Raw genomic sequence first — 21,553 nt, forward strand, 5'->3', positions numbered from 1 at the left:
GGCGGGTCTACCAATTCCCCAACGCTGGACGCCCTCCTTCTAGGCAACGATATTCGGATTGCAAAGCTGCCGATCCCCGAACGACCAGTTCTAGCCATCCCCGTCCGTTGCATTTGACTTCGAAAGCCGACACTGTTTGCCATCTCGAACAAACCTTATCGGCGAGAGCAAGGATAACGAATGAAAGCACGATTCGCGCTTATATCGCTGGTGATATTCGCGACCATAATCGTCCCGTTGGGAATCGGTGCGGTTCAGGGATTGGGGTTGAGCAAAGCTGCCGATGGCAACCAAACATTTCCTTTTGCGCGGAAATATTTCGGTGATGTGGTCGGTGATGACACAGAATATCGCAAAATGCGTGACGAATTTTCAGGCACGGGATGGGGATCGTTCGGAAATCGTGCGCCGGGGGTAAGTATATGTCAAAAACTGATCATCCGGAGTTTTAATCAACAAGACGAGTTAATAGGCGCTGCTTTGATTAATCAGCGGTCCGTAGTTCTTGATGAGATATTTGATCGGCCCGGCATAGAGGCAATTGAAGCATTGCCTAGCCCTGTAACGGGCGCGCTTCGGGCATGCAAATACACGATTGTTGCCGCAACCTGTCATATTTGGTCTCGACGGACGATTGCAAGTGCGATCAAATCGGCATTGCCAAGCCTTCAAAACGAAAAGCGCAAATGGCTGGTCGATAATGAGGCGGCAAGTTGCAAGGTTTCTGCGAAGTTTGGTCTTGGAACTAGCCTGCCCTACAGGCGCTGAACTCGCTTCCACCCGGAGGGGCTGTATTCAGCATTTCTGCGTCAAAAGCTGCCATTCCGCTCTCCACCCATTTCTTCATCCCGCGCAGGCGGGAACGTCGGGTGAGCCGCTAGGCAGGCTGGACGAAGCTGTCCATCACCCGTTTCCGCCCGGCCGTCTCGAAATCAATCTCCAGCTTATTACCTTCGATCTCCGCGACGGTGCCGTAGCCGAATTTCTGGTGGAAGACGCGCAGGCCCACGCTCATGTCGCTGCGGCTCTTGTTGCCCAGTGACACGGCGGAAGTGCGCGCCTCGACGATTCGTACCGGTTCGCGGCTGAACTGGCCGGACGATTGCGCTCGCTGCCAGCCGGGACCGCGCCCGCTGCCCCTTGCGACATTGGCGAAGGGATCGTCGCGTTCCGACCAGTTGGCGCGCCACAGCGATGCGCCGCCGGTCATGCTGCTTTCCTGCTCGACATGTTCGGGCGGCAGTTCGCCGACGAAGCGCGAAGGGATGGAACTGGTCCACTGGCCGTAGATGCGGCGGTTGGCGGCGTGGAGAATGATACAACGCTTGCGCGCGCGGGTGATCGCCACATAGGCAAGGCGGCGCTCTTCCTCCAGGCTGTTGAGGCCGCCTTCATCCAGCGCGCGCTGCGAGGGGAAGATGCCTTCCTCCCAACCGGCCAGGAACACCGTGTCGAATTCCAGCCCCTTGGCGGCGTGGATGGTCATGATCGTGATCTTGCGCTCGTCCGCCTGCGCCTCATTGTCCATGACCAGCGACACATGTTCGAGGAACGCGCCCAGCGTTTCATATTCCTCCATGGCGCGGGCGAGTTCGCTCAGATTTTCCAGCCGTCCGGCGCTTTCGGTCGTGCGCTCCGTCTGGAGTATCGCGGTATAGCCGCTTTCGTCCAATATCTGCCGCGCCAGTTCGGCATGGGGCAATTGCGCCGCCCGATCGCGCCAGCGGGCGAGATCGCCGATGAAACTGCCCAGCGAACGGCGCGCCTGCGGCGTCAGTTCGTCGGTGTCGAGGATGCGCGCCGCCGCCAGCGCCAGGGGAATTCCCTCCGCCCGCGCCAGCCGATGCAGCTTTTCCACCGCCTTGTCGCCCAGCCCGCGCTTGGGCACATTGACGATGCGTTCGAAGGCGAGATCGTCGGCCGGCTGGTTGACGAGGCGCAGATAGGCCAGCGCATCGCGGATTTCCGCCCGCTCATAGAAGCGAAAGCCGCCGACGATGCGATAGGGCAGGCCGATCTGGATGAAGCGGTCCTCAAACTCGCGGGTCTGGTGCTGGGCGCGGACCAATATGGCCACTTCGTCCAGCGATCCGCCGTTCCGTTCGATCGCCTCAATCTCTTCGCCGACACGCCGGGCTTCCTCCGGGCCGTCCCAGACGCCGACGACCTGCACCTTTTCCCCCACGTCGATGTCGGTCCAGAGCGTCTTGCCCAGGCGATTGCCATTTTCCGCGATCACGCCCGACGCTGCACCCAGGATGTGGGGCGTGGATCGATAATTCTGTTCCAGACGAATGATGGTCGCACCCGGAAAATCCTTTTCAAACCGCAGGATATTGGCGACTTCTGCGCCACGCCATGAATAGATGGACTGGTCGTCGTCGCCGACGCAGCAGATATTCTTGCGGGTCTGCGCCAGCAGCCGCAGCCAGAGATACTGGCTGGAGTTGGTGTCCTGATATTCGTCCACCATGATATAGCGGAATTTCTGCTGATATTGCTCCAGCACGTCGCGATGCTTCTTCAATATCGTCAGAATATGTAGCAACAAGTCACCGAAATCGCAGGCATTTACGTCCCGCAGCCGCGCCTGGTAAGCGGCGTAGAGCTTCTGCCCCTTGCCATGGGCATAGCCTTCGCTCTCGCCTGCGCCGACATCCTCCGGCGTCCAGCCCTTATTCTTCCACTGGTCGATCAGGCCGCCAAGCTGCCGCGCGGGCCAGCGCTTCTCGTCGATCCCTTCCGCCTGGATGAGCTGCTTCATCAGGCGCAACTGATCGTCGGTGTCGAGGATGGTGAAATTGGATTGCAGCCCGACCAGTTTGGCATGGCGGCGCAGCATCTTCGCGGCGATGGCGTGAAAGGTGCCGAGCCAGGGCATCCCCTCGACCGCATCGCCGATCATCGCGCCGACGCGCACGCGCATTTCCCGCGCGGCCTTGTTGGTGAAGGTGACGGCCAGGATTTCCGACGGCCAGGCACGGCGCGTCGCGATCAGATGGGCGAGCCGCGCGGTCAGCGCCGCCGTCTTGCCCGTACCCGCGCCCGCCAGCACCAGCACCGGCCCCTCGGTCGTCAGCACAGCCTCCCGCTGGGGGGTGTTCAACCCCTTCAGATAGGGCGGATCGTCGGGAGAGGGGGCTGGGAGCGTCATGACGGACAACTAGGGACAGGGGACGGCGGGAGCAAGGGCGGACCCTTGCGGCGGAGGTCTTTCTATGAGAACAAAAGGTGAATCATGCAAGGGAGGATGAACCATGGTAACAGGGAAATGTCAGTGCGGCGCGATCCGTTACGAAGCGTCGGGCGAACCTGCCTATAGTGGCCTGTGCCATTGCGCCGACTGCCGGGCGAGCGCGGGTGCGCCGATGGTGGGCTGGGCGCTTTTCCCGCAGGAGAAGGTGACGATCCACGGCGAACCGGCCCGCTACCAGTCGTCGGAAAATGCCACGCGCTATTTCTGCGGCAGATGCGGCACGGGGCTATTCTACGCCAATCCGGTGGTGTTCCCCGGATCGATCGACATCCAGACCGCGACGCTGGACGACCAGAGCGCCTTCCCGCCCCAGGTGCATATCCAGATGGCGGAGGCCGCGCCATGGATGACCAGGGCGCATGACCTGCCGAGGTTCGATCGCTATCCCGACGGGCCATACCGCGCCGGGGCGCGATCGTCCGGCGCGCATCCTGCACGTCCGGTCGTCTGCGCAAGGAACGACGGGTGCGTGCTTTCGGTTCTACGCCTGCCCAAGTGGGTAAACGGGGTGAAGAGCGTAGGAAAGGACGTTTCCGATGAAGACGATCATGCTGGCAGGCGCAGCCCTGCTGAGCTTCACCACCATCACAGGTATCGCAGTGGCACAGGACATGCCCGCCCCCAGCAGTCAGCCGCCTGCCGATCCCAATGCGAGCGTACCGACCGGCGCGGTTCCGCCCGATACGGGCATGGTCCCGGCTCCGGCGGATGTTCCCGACAACCCGTCCGCACCCGTGGGGTCAGCCGCCAACCCCGTGACGGTAGGCGGCAACATGACCCCGCCGCCGACCGAAGCGAAGGACTATCCGGTCTGTTCCAAGGCCGTGCAGGATAGCTGCATCAATCCGGGCGACGCCAGGAAGGGCCATCATTCAGCCGTCGGGAAGAAGAGCCGCAAGCATCACTGAGTACGCGCGTCGGGGCAGCGCAAGCGCTCCCCGACCGCCCCGGTTGCTGGACCGATGATCGATGCGAATGAGTCTGCTCTATTCCGGCGCTATGACAAGCGTCCCGCCCGCACGCTGATCGGCCAGGATATGGCGCGTTGTCGTTCCGGATCGCCCCACAGGTCGAGAAGGTCGGTCGCGAAGTCCGACAATCGCTGTTCCTGTCCAGCCTCCCGCGCGCGGCGGACGGCGGACCAGGTGCCGACATAGCCAAGCAGTTGATGCGCGTTCCAGTCGCGGTGGATGGCCATGGCCGGCACCGCGATCGCCGGGAAGGGAAAATCCATGTCGGCATAGCCATTTTCGACCATATGCCGTTCGGACGGCCAGTAAGGGCCGACATCTTCGTCGTGAAAATGGGCAAGCCGGTCGTTGATCGCCCCCGGATCGAGCCGGGCTACGCCATAGCTGACCAGCGCGATCGCCGCGCCGTCCATACCGATGCGCCGCGCTTCGGCATGGAAAGCGGGCAGGTCGAACCAATGGGCCGCCTGCGCGGCGGTGAGGAGGCTGGCCGCGCCATCCTCCAGCGGCAATGCTTCGGCGGCGGCGCAGCGATAGTCGATCCGGGCGTCGGGTACGGCATGGGCGATCTGGTCGGCACTGGGATCGACGCCCACGACCGCCTCGAAATATTCGGCTAGACGCCGCGTGAACTGGCCATTGCCGCAACCGACATCGACCGCCAGCCGCCGGTCAGGCGCGAGCGCGGCCAGCGCAGCCGCCAGTTCATCGGGATAATCCGGACGATAGCGCGCATAGTTGGCGCCACCTTGATCGAACCAGTTGGTGGCGCCTGTCGTCATCGCCTTCAATCCTCGGCCCGCAACAGAGTCAGTCGCGCCTTGCCGATGTCGCGCACGGCATCGATGGCGAACCCCTTGACCGCCACATCTTCGCGCCGTTCGGTTTCGATGCTGATCCAGGTCGCGCTGTTGGTCCAGCCGAGCCGCGACAATTTGTCGAGCGCCACTTGCCCCGCGCCGCTATCATAGGGCGGGTCCATGAAGATGAGGTCGAGCGGCTTGCCCGCCGGGCCGAGCGACAGGACGCTGGCTGCGCGGATGTCGGGACGGATGCCCAGCTTGTCGCCATTGGCGCGGATCGCGTCCAGCGCCGCCTTGTCCTGCTCCACGAACAGGCAGGAGGCTGCGCCGCGCGACAGGGCTTCGAAGCCCAGCGCGCCCGATCCGGCGAAGAAATCGCCCACCGCCAGCCCCTCGAAGGAACCGATGCGGCTGGTCAGCATGGAAAAAAGCGTTTCGCGCGTACGGTCGGCGGTAGGACGGGTTGCGTCACCCTTGGGCGCCGTCAGCGGCCGCCCGCGCCATTGGCCGGAAATGATCCTCATGCGTCCGGGTCTTTCAGGCTCTTGCGGAAGAGGATCAGGTCATGCTGGCGCACTTCCTCGACCGCCCCGACCGCCATTTCGTCCAGACTGAAGGGGCCATAGGCGGTGCGGATCAGGCGGTTCACCTTGAGGTCGAGATGCTCCAGAACGCGGCGCACCTCGCGGTTCTTGCCTTCGGTCAGGGTCATTTCGATCCACTGATTGCGGCCGGTGCGGCGTTCCAGATTGGCCTCGATCTGGCCATAGCGAATGCCGTCAATCTCCAGCCCGTCGAACAGGTCTTCCAGTTGTTGCTGGCTGACCTCGCCAAAAGCGCGCGCGCGGTAGGTACGCGGCACGCCGGTCGCGGGTAGCTCCATCTGCCGCTTGAAACCACCATCGGTGGTGAGCAGCAGCAGCCCTTCGGTGTTCATGTCCAGCCGCCCGATCGGCATCAGGCGCGGCAGGCCTTCGGGCAGTCGGTCATAGATGGTCGGACGCCCGGCCGGATCATGCTCGGTGGTGAGGCAGCCGGTCGGCTTGTGGAAGAGGAAGAGGCGCGCGGGCGGCGGCGCGGCGACCGCGACACCATCGACCGTGATGCCATGGAGCGATGTCAGCAGGGTCGCGGGGGTATCGATCGCGACACCATCCCTCGCGATGCGGCCATCCTCGATCATCCGCTCGATTTCACGGCGGGAAGCGATGCCCGCGCGGGCAAGCAGCTTGGCGATGCGCTGCGGTTCGCCCTTGCCATCCGACGCGGCGATGGCGTGGGCGGGATGGGGATTGGCCGGATGGGCAGGACCGGCAGCTTTTTTTGTGCCGGGCCTACGCGGCGGATAGGGCTTGGTCGCGCCGAAGCGCGGAGCATCGGCGCGCGGCCGGTCGGAACGGTTGCGGTCCGGGCGCGGACGTTCGGGGCGACCTTCTTCGCGCCGGTCGGGACGAGGGCCGTCCTTTGGCGCAGCGCTGCGTGGGGATGATGTGCCAGCGCGCGGTGCATCGCCGCGCGCGCGGTCGGGACGGTTGCGATCCGTAAGGGGACGCTCGGCACGGGGTTTCACGTTCCGATCCTTCGGCGCAGCATCGCGTGACGACGGTGCGTCGGGGCGTTTGCCGCCGGGGCTGGTCGGGCGTTTTGGGCCGCCGGGGCCTGCCCGTCGGGGCGGTCCGGATTTTTTCGGCGGTTGCACGGGCAATTCCTTTTCTTGCGTACTGGTCCTTCCCATATGAGCGGAAAGCCAGCAACAGGCTGAAATGAGCCGCTCCGGCGCTTGGGTGAGGGGGACTGTGGCAGTCCTTGGGCAACCTGGTGCGGGAACGCGGCGTTTCATCGGGTGCATGGCGGAAACAGGGCGGACTTGGCAAATGTTTTTCGGGCTGGTGAAAGAAGGGGAAGCACGCAAGCCGCGCCGCAAGGCCGTCCGCACCGTGTTGGTTGTGGAGGATGAACCGCTGGTCGCCTTCGACAATGAACATGCGCTGGTGCAGGCCGGGTATCGCATCGCCGCGACCGTGGACGATTACGCCCATGCGGCCCGCGTCATCGATGCGGGCGGGGTGGATCTGGTGATTGCCGACGTTACCCTGCACGGCAAGAAGAGCGGCATCGACGTTGCCCGTCATGCCGGGGCACAGGGGCTGCCGGTGCTGTTTGTCACCGGCCGATGCCCGATGGATGCGCGCGCGCTGGCGGTGGGATGTCTGGCCAAACCTTTCGCTCCGCGCGATCTGGTGGCCGCGATCGCCGTGGTCGACGCCGTGCTGCGCGGTGTGCGCCAGCCCAAGTCGCCGCCGGGGCTGAGCCTGTTCGCCCCTATATCCTGATCGTCGCCGCTGCCGTCGCAATGCGCGCTTGCCAGCGCCGGATCAGGCCATATGGTGGCGCCCGAACTGACGCCATCGGGGAACAGACACATCCATGAACGACGCCACACAGGCCAGCCATAGCTGGCTCGACGCCGTAAGGCCTTATGTGGAAAAGGCGCCGTTGGCGGCGTTTTTCCTGGGCGTTTCTTCGGGTGCGCCCTTCGCGATGATCGCGGCGACGCTGACGACCCGGCTGGCGCAGGATGGCATCGACAAGAAGGCGGTGACGGCCTTCACCCTGGCTTTCCTGGTCTATAATCTGAAATGGCTGTGGGCGTGGATCGTCGATGGCGTGCGGTTGCCGATCATCGGTCGAATGGGGCAGCGTGTGTCCTGGCTGCTCGTGGCGGGCCTGTTCGTCATGGCGGCCATGGCCTATCTGGCGCTGGTCGATCCCAAGACGAGCCTGATGCAGACCGCCTATGCCGCCATCCTGGTCGGCATGGCCGGCGCGACCTACGACATCGTGATCGACGCCTATCGCATCGAATTGCTGAAGCCTGAGCAACTCGGCGTCGGTTCGGGCATGTCGCAATATGGCTGGCGGATCGGTTCGGTCGCCGCCGGATCGCTGGCGCTGGTGCTGGCGGCGCGGATCGGCTGGCACGGCGCCTATCTGGCCTGCGCCCTGTTTGCGTTGCCGGCGATGCTGACGGGCCTGCTGATGGGAGAACCGGAACGGCATCGCGATCCGATCGCCCGGCGCGGTGTCAGCGAAGTCATGGCGTCGATCACCGGCCCGCTGGTCGAGTTCTTCAAGCGGCGTGGCGCCCTGTTGGTGCTGTTGTTCATCCTGCTGCACAAGATCGGCGACACGCTGGCCAACCTGACCTTCCGCCTGTTGTTCGACGATCTGGGCTATACCAATGACGAAATCGCCCTCTATGACGTCGGCATGGGCTTTTGGGCCTATCTGATCGGCATCTTCGTCGGCGGCATCCTCTATGCACGGCTGGGGATGAAGCGGTCGGTGTTGCTCAGCCTGATCCTGATGTGCGTATCTAATTTCAGCTTTGCCGCTCTGGCTGCGCTGGGGAAGAGCAATTGGGGCATGGCGGGCGCGATCGGTTTCGAGAATATCGCCAGCGGCATCGGCGGCGTCACGGTGGTGGCCTATTTCTCCGCGCTATGCGATCTGCGCTTCACCGCCGCGCAATATGCGCTGATCTCGGCGGCGGCGAGCATCGTCGGACGCTTCCTGACCGGCACGACGGCGGGGGGATTGATCGAACAGTTCGGTTATGTCGATTTCTACCTGTTGACGACCGCCTTGGCGGTGCCGGGCATATTGCTCTTCTGGTTGATGATGCGTGCGGGCCTGATCGACGCCAGCGTCGGAACGGCGGCGACGGAGACAGGCGAAGCGCCATGATCTTCCTCGTCGCGTCGATGTGCGTCCAGATTCTCTGCGCGGTTCATGCCATCCGGTCTGGCCGGAACCAGATCTGGCTGCTGTTCATCTTCCTCTTCTCGATATTGGGCTGCTTTGCCTATCTGGTGCTGGAAGTGTTGCCGGCGCATTGGAACAACCGCCATGTCCGCACCGCGCGGGCGCAGGTGGTGGGCAAGGTCGATCCGGAGCGGGCGGTGCGCGATGCCGAGCGGAGCCTGGAACTGGCCGAAACCGCCGCCAACTATATCGCGCTGGGCGATGCGCAGACGGTGCGCCACCGCTATGCCGATGCAGAGGTGGCTTATCGCAAGGCCTTGACGCTGGGACCGGGCAATGACTGGGCCACGCAGGTCAAGCTGGCCGCTATGCTGTTCGAGTGCGGGAAGAGCGGCGAGGCATTGCGCCTGCTGGATGCCGCGCCGGAACTGGCGCGCGGGAGCGAGTGGGACCGGCGCGCCTTGCTGCGGGCGCGCATATTGGCTGACCTGGGTCGGGTTGCGGAGGCGCGGACGCTGTTCGAGGATGTGGTGGAGCGGATGGCCGGTGAGGAAGCGCGATGCCATTATGCGGCCTTCCTGCTGCAACAGGGTGACAGCCATCGGGCGCGATCGATTCTGGAGGAGGTCGAGCAGCGCGCGCGCCGTATGGACCGGACGCAACGCGCATCGCAGGCGGACATGTATCGCTGGGCTGGTGAACGGCTTGCCGAACTACGACAGAATTAGGGCCGATCGATCTTTGTCATCCGCATGGCGTGATCGGGTTACGCCACATCCTCCACCTGGGGGAGGTAGGCGCCATAGCCTTCGGCCTCCATCCGGTCGCGCGGTACGAACCGCAGCGAGGCTGAGTTGATGCAGTAGCGCAGGCCACCTCGGTCGGGAGGACCGTCGTTGAACACATGGCCAAGATGGCTGTCGCCATGGGCGGAGCGCACCTCCGTGCGGACCATGCCGTGCGAACTATCATGCCGTTCCGCGACATTGGCCGGCTCGATCGCTTTGGTGAAGCTCGGCCAGCCGCAGCCGGATTCATATTTGTCGGATGAGGCGAATAGAGGTTCGCCCGACACGATGTCGACATAGATGCCCGACGCCTTGTTGGCGAGATATTCGCCGGTGCCGGGGCGTTCGGTGCCGCTGTGCTGGGTGACATGATATTGTTCGGGCGTCAGCCGGGCAACAGCTTCGGCGGTCTTGCGATAATCTGACATGTCATTCTCCCATCGGCGGAAGGTCAGCCCAATGCGGCGTCGATCATGAGCCGCCATATATTCGCGGCATCGCCTGTCCGTGCTTCGTCCGCCTCGTCCGGTCCGAGGTTGCGCATGATCTCCATGCCAGCCTCCAGTATATAGGGATCAGGTTCGCGAATTGCAGCGATCGCCGCCCGGGCATTTTCTCGGTACATGCGCCGCAGCATCTCGGCATCGGGATCATCCCAGTCCCATTCCGGTTGCACGGTGTCGTACATGGCTCGCGCGGCGCGTTCGATAGGAGTCATGGGCATGCGACATAGCATGACGATCGCGCAAAACCTACCGGTAGGGGGAAGTGCAACGTCAGGGAAGCGCGTTCAGGGTTGGAGCGAACAGATAAGAATTTCTGACAAAATTATCTCTATTTATCAGTTGCTTTTATCATGATTTTGCGATGCTTGATAAGCCTCATAACGCCGCGTGGCGATTTCGGCGCCTTCACGCAGGAGCGGCCCCAGCCGCCAGAAATCGCGCAGATGCCCCTGTTCCGGTTCGGCTGGCCGGTCCCATCCATAGTCATGGCGCAATCGCCCGAGATGGCCCGATTGCAGGATCGTTTCGGGTAGGATCACCGCGGCCCCATGCTGGTCGGGATCGACATAGATCGCATCGGCCTCGCAATAAAGTTCGCACATATAGCAGGTCTGGCACTGGTCGATCCGGGCCACCACGGGGGTTCCATCCTCCCGCGCGTCAAGCACATGGGTCGGGCAAGCGGCCACGCAATCATTGCAGCCGGTGCAGCGCTCCTCGAAAATATGGGCGATCATGCGGCGGCCTCGGTCGATTGGTGGAAGGGATGGGGCGTTTCAAGGCGAGTCCAGGCCTGTTCCAGCCCACCCGTCAGCATCCGTCGCCCGAACGCCGGATCGACGCCGGGTGCATCTATGCGCATATGCATACCCCGGCTTTCCTTGCGCGCCAGCGACGCAGCGCCGACCCAGCGGGCGGAGGCGAGCAGGGCCACCTGTTCACGCAGGCCCACCTTCGCCAGGCCGGTCGCATGGCCATGATCCGCGACGTCGCGCCATAGGGCATCCAGTCGGGACTGGGCTTCGGACAGCTTGGCCTCGCTGCGCCAAAGCGTGCCGTCGAAATGGATCGTGCAGGCCTGGGCCGCTGGAATGATTAAGGAAAGGTCGAGCGGCTTGACGTGGGAAGCCGGGCGCAACCCTACCTGCCCAACGGGAAGGGATAGGGGCGCACTGTGCCGGTTATGGCGGAGACTGGCCTCTGCCGCTGCCCTGCCCGCGACACGGCCGGAGGTCAGCGCCCAGGCGGCGTTTTGCGCGCCGCCGCCGCTGGTAGCGCCCGCCACCAACTCGCGCGTGGCGCAGTCGCCCGCGGCGTAAAGGCCGGTCACGCTGGTCCGGCAATCCTCGTCGATAATCTGAAGGCCGCCTGTGCCGCGCACAGTGCCTTCGCCGAACAGGCGGATCGGGAAGCGGGTTTCGAACAGGTCGATCCCGTGCCGCTCGAAGGGCGGGAGCGAAGCGGGCTGGATACGGCGCAACATCTGTTTGAGCAGGGTTGGCGCATCGCTGAGGTCGGCCAGAACCGGGCCTTCGTCCATCGCCTTGGCCAGCGCTTTCAGATGCGCCGCTTCGCCGCTCATCGGCGGCGGCACGTCCAGTTCCCGGCCGCTCTGGTCGAAGAAACGCGCCGCAAAATAGGGCAGGGTGCGGGTCGAGTTCCAGGCGGGGGACAGGGAGTAGGAGGCGGAAAATTCCATGCCGGACAGGACCGCTCCGGCTTCGGCGGCCATCAGAAGGCCGTCGCCCGTATTGCCATGGCTGCCGATCAGCCCGGAACGGAAGGCGCAGCCGCCGGTGGCGAGGATGACCGCGGGGGCATGGACGGACCAGGGCCGGTCGTCCAGCCGCGCATGACCCGCCGCGCCCGCCACCGCGCCCTCATCATCGACCAGCAGTTCCAGCGCGGGATGATGGTCGAGGATGGTGACGCCCCGGTCGATCGCGAAGCGCCGCAAGCCCCGCATATATTCCGGGCCGCGCACCCCCGAATAGAAGGTGCCGCCCTTGCCGTCGCTGTCGAACGGATAATAGGCCGCCAGTTCGGGCAAGGCGCGCCAGGTTTCGTCGATGATGCGCGCCATCCAGCTACGTTCGGCAAGTTCGAAGGATCGCGCATGGCGTTCCTCGATCGCCTTGGCGCGCTTGTCGACATCGGGCGGCACCCACCAGTGATTGGGGCCGCCCGTGGCGGTGACGCCGCTGGTGCCGACGAACCCCTTGTCCACCAATATGACGCGCGCGGCCGCACGGGCGGCCGATGTCGCCGCCCAGCAAGCCGCCATGCCGCCGCCGATGACCAAAACATCGGCGGTCAGCGCCAGCACGTCTTCCCGGCTCATTCGGCGGCGATCGGCTGAGGCTCGCTTCGCGCGCGGCTATGGCGGTTTTCCGGCACCGGCAGGCCCAGATGCCCGCGCAGCGTGTCATGGGCATAGTCCTTCCTGAACAGCCCGCGCTCTTGCAGGATCGGCACCACCCGTTCGCGAAACAGCGCGAAATCGCCGGGACGGGTGACGCGCAGGTTGAAGCCGTCCGCCGCGCGGCCGACGAACCAGCGCTCAATCTCGTTGGCGATGGTTTCGGGCGAGCCGACAAAGTCCGATTTCCACTGGCCGAAGCGATAGGCGGCCTGGCGTAATGTCAGCTTCTCCTCCGCCGCGACGCGGATGATGCGTTCGGCCTGGCCCTTGTAGCTGTTCAGCGTCACGCCGGAGAGATCGGGGAAGGGCGCATCCAGATCATAGGTTGAGAAATCATGATAGTTGAAGGCGCGGCCGACCTGCGTCAGCAGCTTGCCGATGTCGAGCGCGCCCTGCGCCGCCGCCGCGATCGCCTGCGCTTCCTCGTCGGTCTGGGCAATGGTGGGGACCAGGCCCGGCAGCACCTTGATAAGGTCGGGATTGCGGCCCAGCGCGGCGGCGCGCGCCTTCAGGTCCGCATAATAAGCGCGGCCGCTCTCGAAATCCTGGGACGCGGCGAAGGTGCCTTCGGCGATGGCGGCGCCCAGCGCACGGCCTTCGCTGCTGTCGCCCGCCTGGAAGATGACCGGCTGCCCTTGACGCGATCGGCTGAGCGCCAACGGTCCGGCGACCGAGAAATGCGCACCCTGATGGTCGAGCCGATGCTGCTTGCCTTTGTCGAGGAAGACGCCTGCTGCCCGGTCGCGCGGGAAGGCGTCATCCTCATAACTGTCCCACAGGCCCTGGACCACGTCCACGAACTCGCGGGCGCGGCCATAGCGCAGCTTATGTTCGAAATGCTCCTCGCGCCCATAGTTGCGCGCGGCGCCCTCCAGACCCGTGGTCACGACGTTCCAGCCAGCGCGTCCCCGGCTGATATGGTCGAGCGAACCGAACTGGCGCGCGACATTATAGGGTTCCCAATAGGAAGTGGTCAGCGTGCCGACCAGTCCGATGCGGGATGTCGAGGCCGCAATCGCGGACAACAGCGTCAGCGGCTCCAGTCTGTTGAGGAAATGGGGCGCCGTATCGGGCGTGATGTAGGGCGAATCCACAATGAAGACGAGGTCGAACTTGGCCGCCTCGGCCAGGCGGGCCTGTTCGATATACCAGCCAATGTCGATGCTCGCGTCACCGGGCAGGTCGGGGTCGAGCCAACTGCTGTGATCGGCCCCGACGCCCTCCAATATGGCGCCCAGATGCAATTGTCGTTCGGTCTGCTCCACCATGTTCGGTCCTTCCTTTAGAAGTATGACTGAACGATAGGGCGGTAGTGGACCGACGAATAACGAGAGCTGCTCAATCGCTGGTGATTTTGTTCAATGGGATCAGCCCCGTTCGACGGCGATGGTCGGTCGCGTATTGGGGTAGATCTGTTCGACGGCCGGTTCGCCGGCGGCCAGGTCCGGTTTCTTCATGCCATAGGCGTTGACCGGCTGCGACCGGTTCACCCACAGCGCATAATGGAGATGGTCGGCGCGCGGATCATCCGTATTGGGATGGATCAGGATGGTGAGGCCCAGGCTGTTGAGCTGCAACCATGGCAGGATCACCGGCTGGAGATCGGTGCCGAAACCGAAATAGAAGGACGGCGTGACATGCGGTCCGCGCGGCTCCGGATTCCAGTTGCCCAGTTCCACGTCGAATCGCTCGGCCGACCATCGGCGGATGAGGGCGGCCTTCTCGTAGCTGTCCTCATCGAAATAGATATGGGCGTGGTAGCTCTTGATATCCGTATAGGCGCGGGGATGCGACGGCAGGCCATTTTCCTCGCCGGGCCGTACCGATTTGGGCCGGGGTGTCGGCTCCCTGTCCGTCTCATAGCCCCAGGGGCTTTTGCCGGTGCGGGCAGCGACGGCGGCGGGGGAGAGCCTTGGCGATGGCTCGGCGGCGAAGGCGGGCGCGCCGATCAGCCCGCCGGCCGCAGCGGCTCCGCCCGCCTTCAGCAAGGCACGCCGCCCCGGCGAAACAAGATCGGCCCAATGCTGGTCGACGGGATCGTGCAGGTCGCTCATATCACTTCGCCTTGACAGCGGTCGCTTCGATTTCGACCAGGAAACCGGGATTGGCCAGGGCGGCGACCTGAACGGTGGAGCGGGCGACCTTGTTGGGCTGTTCGGCCGTGCCGAAGAATTGGGCATAGCCTTCGGAAAAGCCCTTGAAGTCCTGCTTCCCGCCCAGCTTGGGGTCGCCCACCAGGAAGACGGTCAGTTTCACCACATCCTTCAGGCCATAGCCCTGCGCGGCGAGCAATGTCTCGATCTTGCGGAAGATGCCGAGGGTCTGGGTCTTTGTGTCGCCATAGGCGGCGGGGGTCGCCGGGTCGGCGGCCTTGTCCGCAACTGGCGGCACCTGACCGCTCAGATACAGGGTTTCAAGGCCCGCCGGCACGGTCACGCCCGTCAAAATGGGGGATGGGCCTTCGGCGCCATGGCGGACGACCGTGGGCTGGGCCTGCGCGATGCCGACGCCGCCCAGCAACAGGCTGATTGCGGCGAGGGGGTGGGAAATGGACAAGGACATGGACTGCTCCGTTCGGTTAGATGTGGGTTAGGGCAGGGGCGATGGCGTCGGCGGCGCGGCGGCCGGAAAGAACTGCCCCCTCCTGCCAATGGCCCGAATATTGGGACAGGTGGCTACCGGCGAACAGGAAGGGACCGTCAGGCTGGTTGAGCAGGCGGAAGCTGTCCAGCCTGTTGCCGTCTTTTTCCCATTCCAGCCATGGTCCCCGGCTGTAGGGGATTTTCGCCCAGTTGATGACGACCGGCCGGTTGAGGTCGCCACCATGGCCGGGATGGATGCGCTCCACCGCCGAACGGGCCAGCGCGATCTGCTCGCCAAGCGGCCTCCGGGCGAAGCTGCGCGCGGCATCCTGCGCCATATAGGCGGCGAGCAGCACCGCCTGCGGCTGCTGGAAGCGGTCGGACGGATACCAGATGATCGATGTTTCCCCACCGACGAAGGACAGGCCGCCATAGATTTGCTGCTCCTCCCAGAAGGGGCGGCTCTGGAAGGCGACCTTGACCGAATCCTCATACGTGGCCGTCGCGATCGCCTGACGCACCGGGGCGCTGAAGTCGGCGGCGATCTCCCGGCCAATACCGGCAGCGGCACGGTGACGATCGCCCGATCCGCCGTGACGGCATGTGCCCGGCCCGCAGCATCGCGGTAGGCGATCCGCACACCCTGACCCGAACGACGGATTTCCGTGACCTGTGCACCGGTGACGACAGGGCGGCGCAGCGAGGCGGCGATGGCGCGTGGGATGGCGTCCATCCCGCCGACCGGCGCCAGCATCGTCGCCTGCATCAGGATATTCTCCTCGAACAGCAGGCCGATCATGTTGGGATTGGCGAGCAACTGGTCCAGGCTGCGCGGCGCGACCGCCTGCTGCGCCTGGTCGAAGGCGCCGGGAACGCGGGCCAGGCCGGATCGGGCGCTGCCGCCATAATGGCCGTCGGCGGCCAGATCGCCATAACCGGTCAGGAAGGTCGCCAGCGCCTTGCGCGTCGGCGCGTCGAGCGTCTGGTCGAGGCTGCCCGATCGCAGGGCTGTTTCGAGCAGTTCGGACAGATGGCCACGCAGGTCGTTGGCGGCCTGCCGCAGGCGCAGCGGCCCGGACGAGTCGGCGATGAAGGCACTGCGGCTGCTATTGACCAAGACCTCCAGCGGAACATGCAGATCGCGGCTCAGGCCCAATATGCCGTCATGATGGCTGGGAATGCGCGCCGCCCCGGCGTTGAGATAGAGGCCGGGGTCGAAATTCACCGACTGGCTCTGCCCGTCCGTGTCGGTGAAGCGATCCCCGCCGCGCACGGTCCAGACGCGCCCGCCGACCCGGTCGCGCGCCTCCAGCACGGTGACGTCGATCCCGCGCGCCTCCAGTTCGCGCGCGGCGACCAACCCCGCGATGCCCGCGCCAAGGACGACGACGCTCCCCACCGGTCCTGTCCGGGTCGCACTGAACAGGGGAGAGGGAAGCGCCGCCGCCAGGGTGGCGCCGCCCATCGACCGCAAAAGGGCACGACGGTCGAGGGCGAGGCCGCGCTTAAAGACTGGCTGAGACACGGACATACCAGAAGCCCCCAAGGACGCCGAGCGGAGAAGCGTCGGGATAGATGAAGCCGCTCGCCGGCGCGTTGGTCGACGGATAGAGCAGCCGGCTTTCGCGATCGGGATAATTGTCGAAGATATTCTCCGCGCCGACGGCGATGCGGAATTTGTCCGCGACCTTCACGCCCACCTCCAGATCGAAGGAGAGTTCCGCGCCGAAGGTCTTGTTCCCGCCATTGGCCTCCAACTGGTTATTGGTGAATTTTCCATAATAGTTGGCGCGTGCGACGACATCGACCGGCCCGGCTTCGGCCGTCTGGGTGAAGACGCCACGCCAGCGCGGCAGCAGGCTTTCAATATCCCGCTTGCGCACATCGTCGATGAGTTGACCGGTGCGGCCGCCCGGCAGGGTGATGGTCCGGCGCGACAGCAATTTCGTCCGGTTATAGTTGACCGCCAGGGACGATCCCAGCTTGCCCCAGCCGGGGTTCGCCCGATAGCTGGCCACGAAGTCCACCCCCTGGGTCCGCGTCGCGAAACCGTTGGTGAAATAGCGCACGACGCCCAGCGAATTGGGATCGACCACGCCCAGCGCGCCAAGTTGGGTCCGGTCGGCATCCGTGACCGTGAAGTTGCTGGTCAGGCCGATCCGGTTCGTGACCTTGATATTATAATAGTCCGCCGTGACCGTGAAGCTTGACGTCGGCGTCAGCACCACGCCGCCGCTGAAGTTGACGGATTCCTCCGGTTCCAGCTTGGTGGCGCCGTAGTAGATGGCGGCCGGGTCGCCGGGCGAAAGCGTGGCCACCTGCACCGGCACGGGATTGGTGCCGATGAAGCTGGTTTGCAGGTTACGCAGGTAAAGCTGACCGGGCGTCGGCGCGCGGAAACCGGTGCTGGCCGCGCCGCGCAGGGCGATGGCGTCGCTGAAGGCGTAGCGGGCCGTCGCCTTCACATTGGTGGTGCCGCCGAAATCCTCGTAATGCTCATAGCGAACCGCGCCGCCCAGGGTGAAGCGCGGCGTCACATCGACTTCCAGGTCGAGATAACCGGCATAGCTGGCGCGCGACCGGTCGACGATGGAGTTCGGACCATAGCCGGGAAAGCCATTAGAACCGACAGCATGGGTCAATGGGTCGATCGCCGGTGTCGATGGATTGAAATCGATCAACGTACCATCGGCGCGACGGACATATTGCGCTGCATATTGCCCCTGGGTGTAGGAGCCTTCGTCTCCCGCGCCGATCAGGAAACTTTCCCGTCGAAATTCCAGGCCGCCGGCGATGTTGAGCGGGCTGGCCAGCCCGATTTCCAGCGGATAGGTCAGGTCGAGATTGGCGTTGAGTTCGCGCTGTTCCAGCGATCCCGCATAGAAGCTGGTCGGGGATTCCGGCCCCAGCGACGGGTTGAAGGTATCGGAGATGTAATATTTGATCCGGTTCTGGCCGTAGGCGAGGCTGGCGTCGTAGCTGAGGCCGAAGCCGGTCTCGCCCTTATAGCCGCCGACCGCCGACACATCCGTATTGGTGCTGCGGAACCGCGGGGTGAAACCGTTGGGAAAGAGCGTCGCATCGTTCCAGGTCCGCCCGTTCGCGTTCCATGTACCGTCGGCATTTTTATCGAGATAATAGAGGTTGATCGATTTGCCGAAGGTGAAGGGCGCGCCGGTAGGACCGGTCGTCGTCACCGCGACGGGGCGGCGATAGTTGAAGTCGATCACTTGATCGCTATGGCCATAATTGCCGAAGAAATAGAGGGTGTCGTCGCCCAGCGGCAGTTCGGCGTTGACGAAGAAGCGATAGGCCTCCGTATCCGGGCTGCCGAAGCGGGTCACTGGCTGCTTCACATCATAGCCCAGCGATTCCAGCACCAGCGCATCGGGGCGCTGCACCGCGCGGTTGGTGTCGTTGGCGTTGATATACTCGCCGGTCAGGTTGAGGAAACCGCCGTCATGGCCGAGTTTCAACCCCAGATTGCCCGATAGCTGGATGTCGCGGCCGTCGCCGGCATAATATTCGCCATAGCGGGCGTTGAGGTCCAGCCCTTCGGATTTGCGCTTGAGAGCGAAGTTCAGCACGCCCGCGATCGCGTCGGACCCATATTGGGCGGCGGCGCCATCGCGCAGCACCTCGACCCGCTCGATCGCGGCGCCGGGAATTTGCGAAAGGTCCGCGCTCTGCGATCCGGCAGCGAGCGACCCACCGCTCACCTGCACCAGCGCGGAACGGTGGACGCGCTTGCCGTTGATGAGCACCAGCGTCTCGTCTGGCGGCAGGCCGCGCAGCGTGGGCGGTCGGACGAAAGCGGAACCGTCGAACAGGGCGTTGCGCTGAAGGTTGAAGGAGGGGACGAGATTCTTGAGTGCCGTCTTGATGTCGCTGGTCGCCTGGGACGCGAGGTCGTCGGCGGAGAAGACGTCGATCGGCACGGCGGACTCGCTGACGGTGCGATCGGTGCGGCGGGTGCCGGTGACGATGATCGTGTCTCGGCCCGCACCAGCCGCAGCGACGGCCGGCTCCTGAGCGGCGGGTTCCTGCGCCTGCGCGCCCTGGGCGAGCGCTACCGCCGCCAGAGCCGTGCCGGCCCTGGCTAATATCTTCACCGATGTCATGAAGTCCCCCTGGCTATTGTCGCAATATGGTCCGCCGGGGGCAGACCCTCCCCAGCGGTTATTTATCTACTAATATTGTAGAATATGTGCGCAATCGAGTTTTGCTCATATCAAGCAAGAGTGACCAACCTATTGGAAAGGCTTCTACAGGGACGAGATGTCGCCCGTGCCGGTACATGGGGCGATCAACGCGGAAAAATCGGGTAGACGCCATATATTGGAATTTATCGACGATGTATGGCGGTCGCCAATATATGAGATAAATGCTGCGATGAGGCGGATTCTATAGAAGATATTGGTGAAATGGCGATTGCTCGTCATAGGATATCAAGAATTAATCATGGGATTTGACAGGCAGGATTTCCTAACCCGGCTGTACCGCTCCGCAGAAGGGGCATCATGGCAGGAAAGGATGAGAGCATGTCCACCGCTACCGCTGAAAGCATCGCTACCGCTCCACTCGACATTCGTCCGCTGCAACCGACGATCGGCGCCGAAATCCACGGCATCGACATTGGCAAGCCGATCAGTCCGGAGGTGCGCGACGCCATCCGCGCCGCCGTGCTCCAGTATAAAGTCGTCTTCTTTCGCGACCAGAATCTGGACAATGACAGCCATGCCGATTTCGCCCGGCAGTTCGGGCCGCTCTATACCCATCCCAGCACGACGCATGATCCCAAGATCACGCCGATCCACAATATTTCCGCTCTGGATAACGCCCGTTTCGACAAGCGTCAGGCCAAGGTGAAGATCAAGCCGGGCGAGGCCTATCATACCGATACGAGCTGGCGTCTGGTGCCGACCTGGGGCGCGGTGCTGCGCGCGGTCGACCTGCCGCCGGTGGGTGGCGATACGGTCTGGGTGGATGCGAATCTGGCGTGGCAGGGTCTGCCCGACGACCTCAAGGAACGGCTGGAAGGGCTGCATGTCACCCATGACTATCGCTCGGCATTGCTGGCAGATGGCCATGATTACCCGATCGTCGCCCATCCGGTGGTGCGCACCCATCGTGAGACGGGGCAGAAGATATTGTGGGTGAACCTGACACAGAACCCGCAGATATTGGGCGTGGAATTGTCGGAAAGCCGCGCCCTGATCGAGGAAGTGCTGTTGCAGTATAAGCGCCCGGAATATCAGGTCCGCTTCTCCTGGAAGCCCGGCTCCGTCGCTTTCTGGGACAATCGCGCGGCGGTCCATTATGCGGTGCGTAACTATGGCGACTATCCGCGCTTGCTGCATCGCGTCCTGATCGCCGACGATCCGCTATACGCCGATCTTTAAAGCACCGATCCGGTCGGATCGAGCCGCGAAGGCGATCTTTGATCGTTGATGATCGGCGCGCTACTTCCTGCCGCGAAGGATGCAACGAAAGCCGATATGGCTGGTGGCGCTGTCCACCGCCTGGGGATGACGCGCAGCTGGCCGGTAGCGCTGGCAATAATTGGCGGCGCACAGATGCGATCCGCCTTTCAGCACCTTTCGGGGGATGGCGACATGGGGCATGGCCGGATCGAAACTGTCCCGCTTTGTGCCTCCACGGGGATTGGACGGCACGCAGCAACTCCCTTTCGCCTTGCGTTCGATCCGGGGCTGGGCGAACCAGTCGACCGTCCATTCCCAGACATTGCCGATCATGTCGTACAGGCCGTGGCCGTTGGCGGGATAATGGCGCACCGGTGACGTCCGTTCATAGCCATCCTCCAGCGTGTTACCGTAGGGGAAGGCGCCTTGCCAGTAATTGGCCAACATCGCCCCTTCCGGGGCAAGCACATCGCCCCAGGCATAGTCCGCGCCATCCAGTCCACCCCGCGCCGCAAACTCCCACTCGGCTTCCGTCGGCAACGCCTTGCCCGCCCAGCGCGCATAGGCTTCCGCATCCTCATAGGCGACATGGACCACCGGATGATCGGACAGGTCGTCCATATGGCTGTCCGGTCCATGGGGATGGCGCCAGTCGGTCCCGAAGCTGAAGCTCCACCACTGGCTGTAGTCGCCCAGATCGACCGGGCCGGCGGTACGCTGAAACAACAGCGATCCCGCTTTCGCCATGGCGGGGTCCATGCCCGGATAATCCTTTGGGTCCGGCGGTATTTCTGCAAGGGTGCGATAGCCGGTCGCCTCCACGAAGCGAGCAAATTGGCGGTTGGTGACGGGGGTCTCGTCGATCCAGAAGCCATCGACCTGGACCCGGCGCACCGGTGCCTCTTCCGGATAGAAGCGATCCGATCCCATCAGGAAGGCGCCGCCCTCCACAAAGCGCATTTCCTTTGTCCGGTCGTCGATCGCTTCAGTCATGTCGGTATCCGCAGGGCATGTTCTCACTATCCCCTTTAGAAGCG

General features: G+C 63.9%; 20 protein-coding genes and 2 pseudogenes. 7 read left to right on the forward strand and 15 right to left on the reverse strand.

Going from position 1 to position 21,553, the window contains the following annotated elements:
• Positions 1-180 precede the first annotated feature (180 nt).
• Positions 181-768: a hypothetical protein gene (locus MOK15_RS04395; protein WP_242930488.1), complete on the forward strand. Its 588-nt coding sequence runs from the start codon at positions 181-183 to the stop codon at positions 766-768.
• Between the two features lie 109 nt (positions 769-877).
• On the opposite strand, the gene MOK15_RS04400 is transcribed toward MOK15_RS04395, so the two are convergent.
• Positions 878-3,154, reverse strand: coding sequence for a UvrD-helicase domain-containing protein (locus tag MOK15_RS04400; protein WP_242930489.1), 2,277 nt, complete (start codon positions 3,152-3,154; stop codon positions 878-880).
• Between the two features lie 103 nt (positions 3,155-3,257).
• Here MOK15_RS04400 and MOK15_RS04405 point away from each other — a divergent pair.
• A pseudogene (locus tag MOK15_RS04405) lies at positions 3,258-3,644 on the forward strand (GFA family protein); the annotation flags it as partial.
• Between the two features lie 148 nt (positions 3,645-3,792).
• Positions 3,793-4,164, forward strand: a complete 372-nt coding sequence (locus tag MOK15_RS04410) for a hypothetical protein (protein WP_242930490.1) — start codon at positions 3,793-3,795, stop codon at positions 4,162-4,164.
• Between the two features lie 89 nt (positions 4,165-4,253).
• Here the strand turns inward: MOK15_RS04410 and MOK15_RS04415 are convergent, their stop codons facing one another.
• Genes MOK15_RS04415 through MOK15_RS04425 form a run of 3 tightly spaced genes read right to left on the reverse strand, consistent with a single transcriptional unit; the run spans position 4,254 to position 6,600 of the window.
• Complete coding sequence (locus tag MOK15_RS04415; RefSeq protein ID WP_242930491.1) at positions 4,254-5,009, reverse strand: class I SAM-dependent methyltransferase; 756 nt, start codon at positions 5,007-5,009, stop codon at positions 4,254-4,256.
• A gap of 5 nt (positions 5,010-5,014) precedes the next feature.
• Positions 5,015-5,554: a 16S rRNA (guanine(966)-N(2))-methyltransferase RsmD gene (gene rsmD, locus MOK15_RS04420; RefSeq protein ID WP_242930492.1), complete on the reverse strand. Its 540-nt coding sequence runs from the start codon at positions 5,552-5,554 to the stop codon at positions 5,015-5,017.
• Complete coding sequence (locus MOK15_RS04425) at positions 5,551-6,600, reverse strand: pseudouridine synthase (RefSeq protein WP_347567173.1); 1,050 nt, start codon at positions 6,598-6,600, stop codon at positions 5,551-5,553. Before MOK15_RS04425 ends, rsmD begins: the two co-directional genes overlap by 4 nt.
• A 304-nt stretch (positions 6,601-6,904) precedes the next feature.
• On the opposite strand from MOK15_RS04425, the gene MOK15_RS04430 reads away from it, so the two are divergent.
• The 3 genes from MOK15_RS04430 to MOK15_RS04440 all read left to right on the forward strand — a co-directional run bounded on the left by MOK15_RS04430 (position 6,905) and on the right by MOK15_RS04440 (position 9,523).
• A complete protein-coding gene (locus tag MOK15_RS04430; protein ID WP_242930494.1) occupies positions 6,905-7,363 on the forward strand; it encodes a response regulator in 459 nt (152 codons plus the stop codon).
• A gap of 94 nt (positions 7,364-7,457) precedes the next feature.
• The gene (locus MOK15_RS04435) at positions 7,458-8,777 is read left to right on the forward strand and encodes an MFS transporter (RefSeq protein WP_242930495.1); all 1,320 of its coding nucleotides are present in this window, start codon (positions 7,458-7,460) and stop codon (positions 8,775-8,777) included.
• Complete coding sequence (locus MOK15_RS04440; protein WP_242930496.1) at positions 8,774-9,523, forward strand: tetratricopeptide repeat protein; 750 nt, start codon at positions 8,774-8,776, stop codon at positions 9,521-9,523. The genes MOK15_RS04435 and MOK15_RS04440 overlap by 4 nt, the downstream gene beginning before the upstream one ends.
• Before the next feature lie 38 nt (positions 9,524-9,561).
• Here the strand turns inward: MOK15_RS04440 and msrB are convergent, their stop codons facing one another.
• The 10 genes and pseudogenes from msrB to MOK15_RS04485 all read right to left on the reverse strand — a co-directional run bounded on the left by msrB (position 9,562) and on the right by MOK15_RS04485 (position 19,214).
• Complete coding sequence (gene msrB, locus MOK15_RS04445) at positions 9,562-10,011, reverse strand: peptide-methionine (R)-S-oxide reductase MsrB (RefSeq protein ID WP_242930497.1); 450 nt, start codon at positions 10,009-10,011, stop codon at positions 9,562-9,564.
• Between the two features lie 23 nt (positions 10,012-10,034).
• Positions 10,035-10,301 (reverse strand): hypothetical protein, encoded by a 267-nt coding sequence (locus MOK15_RS04450; protein ID WP_242930498.1) that lies wholly within the window; start codon positions 10,299-10,301, stop codon positions 10,035-10,037.
• A 123-nt stretch (positions 10,302-10,424) separates the two neighbouring features.
• On the reverse strand, positions 10,425-10,826 hold the full coding sequence (locus MOK15_RS04455) for a ferredoxin family protein (RefSeq protein ID WP_242930499.1): 402 nt from the start codon (positions 10,824-10,826) through the stop codon (positions 10,425-10,427).
• Entirely contained in the window at positions 10,823-12,430 is a 1,608-nt protein-coding gene (locus tag MOK15_RS04460) for an FAD-binding protein (RefSeq protein ID WP_242930500.1), read from the reverse strand. The genes MOK15_RS04455 and MOK15_RS04460 overlap by 4 nt, the downstream gene beginning before the upstream one ends.
• Positions 12,427-13,779, reverse strand: coding sequence for an LLM class flavin-dependent oxidoreductase (locus MOK15_RS04465; RefSeq protein ID WP_242930501.1), 1,353 nt, complete (start codon positions 13,777-13,779; stop codon positions 12,427-12,429). The genes MOK15_RS04460 and MOK15_RS04465 overlap by 4 nt, the downstream gene beginning before the upstream one ends.
• A gap of 99 nt (positions 13,780-13,878) precedes the next feature.
• Positions 13,879-14,565, reverse strand: a complete 687-nt coding sequence (locus MOK15_RS04470; RefSeq protein WP_242930502.1) for a DOPA 4,5-dioxygenase family protein — start codon at positions 14,563-14,565, stop codon at positions 13,879-13,881.
• Position 14,566: 1 nt separating this feature from the next.
• Positions 14,567-15,073, reverse strand: coding sequence for a RidA family protein (locus tag MOK15_RS04475; RefSeq protein WP_242930503.1), 507 nt, complete (start codon positions 15,071-15,073; stop codon positions 14,567-14,569).
• A gap of 16 nt (positions 15,074-15,089) precedes the next feature.
• The gene (locus MOK15_RS21835; RefSeq protein ID WP_347567174.1) at positions 15,090-15,614 is read right to left on the reverse strand and encodes an FAD-dependent oxidoreductase; all 525 of its coding nucleotides are present in this window, start codon (positions 15,612-15,614) and stop codon (positions 15,090-15,092) included.
• Between the two features lie 83 nt (positions 15,615-15,697).
• Positions 15,698-16,624: pseudogene (locus MOK15_RS21985) on the reverse strand (FAD-dependent oxidoreductase); the annotation flags it as partial.
• Complete coding sequence (locus tag MOK15_RS04485) at positions 16,599-19,214, reverse strand: TonB-dependent receptor (RefSeq protein WP_242930504.1); 2,616 nt, start codon at positions 19,212-19,214, stop codon at positions 16,599-16,601. The gene MOK15_RS04485 and the pseudogene MOK15_RS21985, both read right to left, overlap by 26 nt.
• Before the next feature lie 420 nt (positions 19,215-19,634).
• Here MOK15_RS04485 and MOK15_RS04490 point away from each other — a divergent pair, with 420 nt between their 5' ends.
• Positions 19,635-20,495 carry a TauD/TfdA family dioxygenase gene (locus MOK15_RS04490; RefSeq protein WP_242930505.1) on the forward strand — a complete coding sequence of 287 codons (861 nt, stop codon included), beginning with the start codon at positions 19,635-19,637 and terminating at the stop codon, positions 20,493-20,495.
• 60 nt (positions 20,496-20,555) lie between these two features.
• On the opposite strand, the gene MOK15_RS04495 is transcribed toward MOK15_RS04490, so the two are convergent.
• Entirely contained in the window at positions 20,556-21,476 is a 921-nt protein-coding gene (locus MOK15_RS04495; RefSeq protein WP_242932624.1) for a formylglycine-generating enzyme family protein, read from the reverse strand.
• Positions 21,477-21,553 lie beyond the last annotated feature (77 nt).

The sequence above is a fragment of the Sphingobium sp. BYY-5 genome, from assembly GCF_022758885.1.
GTDB lineage: Bacteria > Pseudomonadota > Alphaproteobacteria > Sphingomonadales > Sphingomonadaceae > Sphingobium.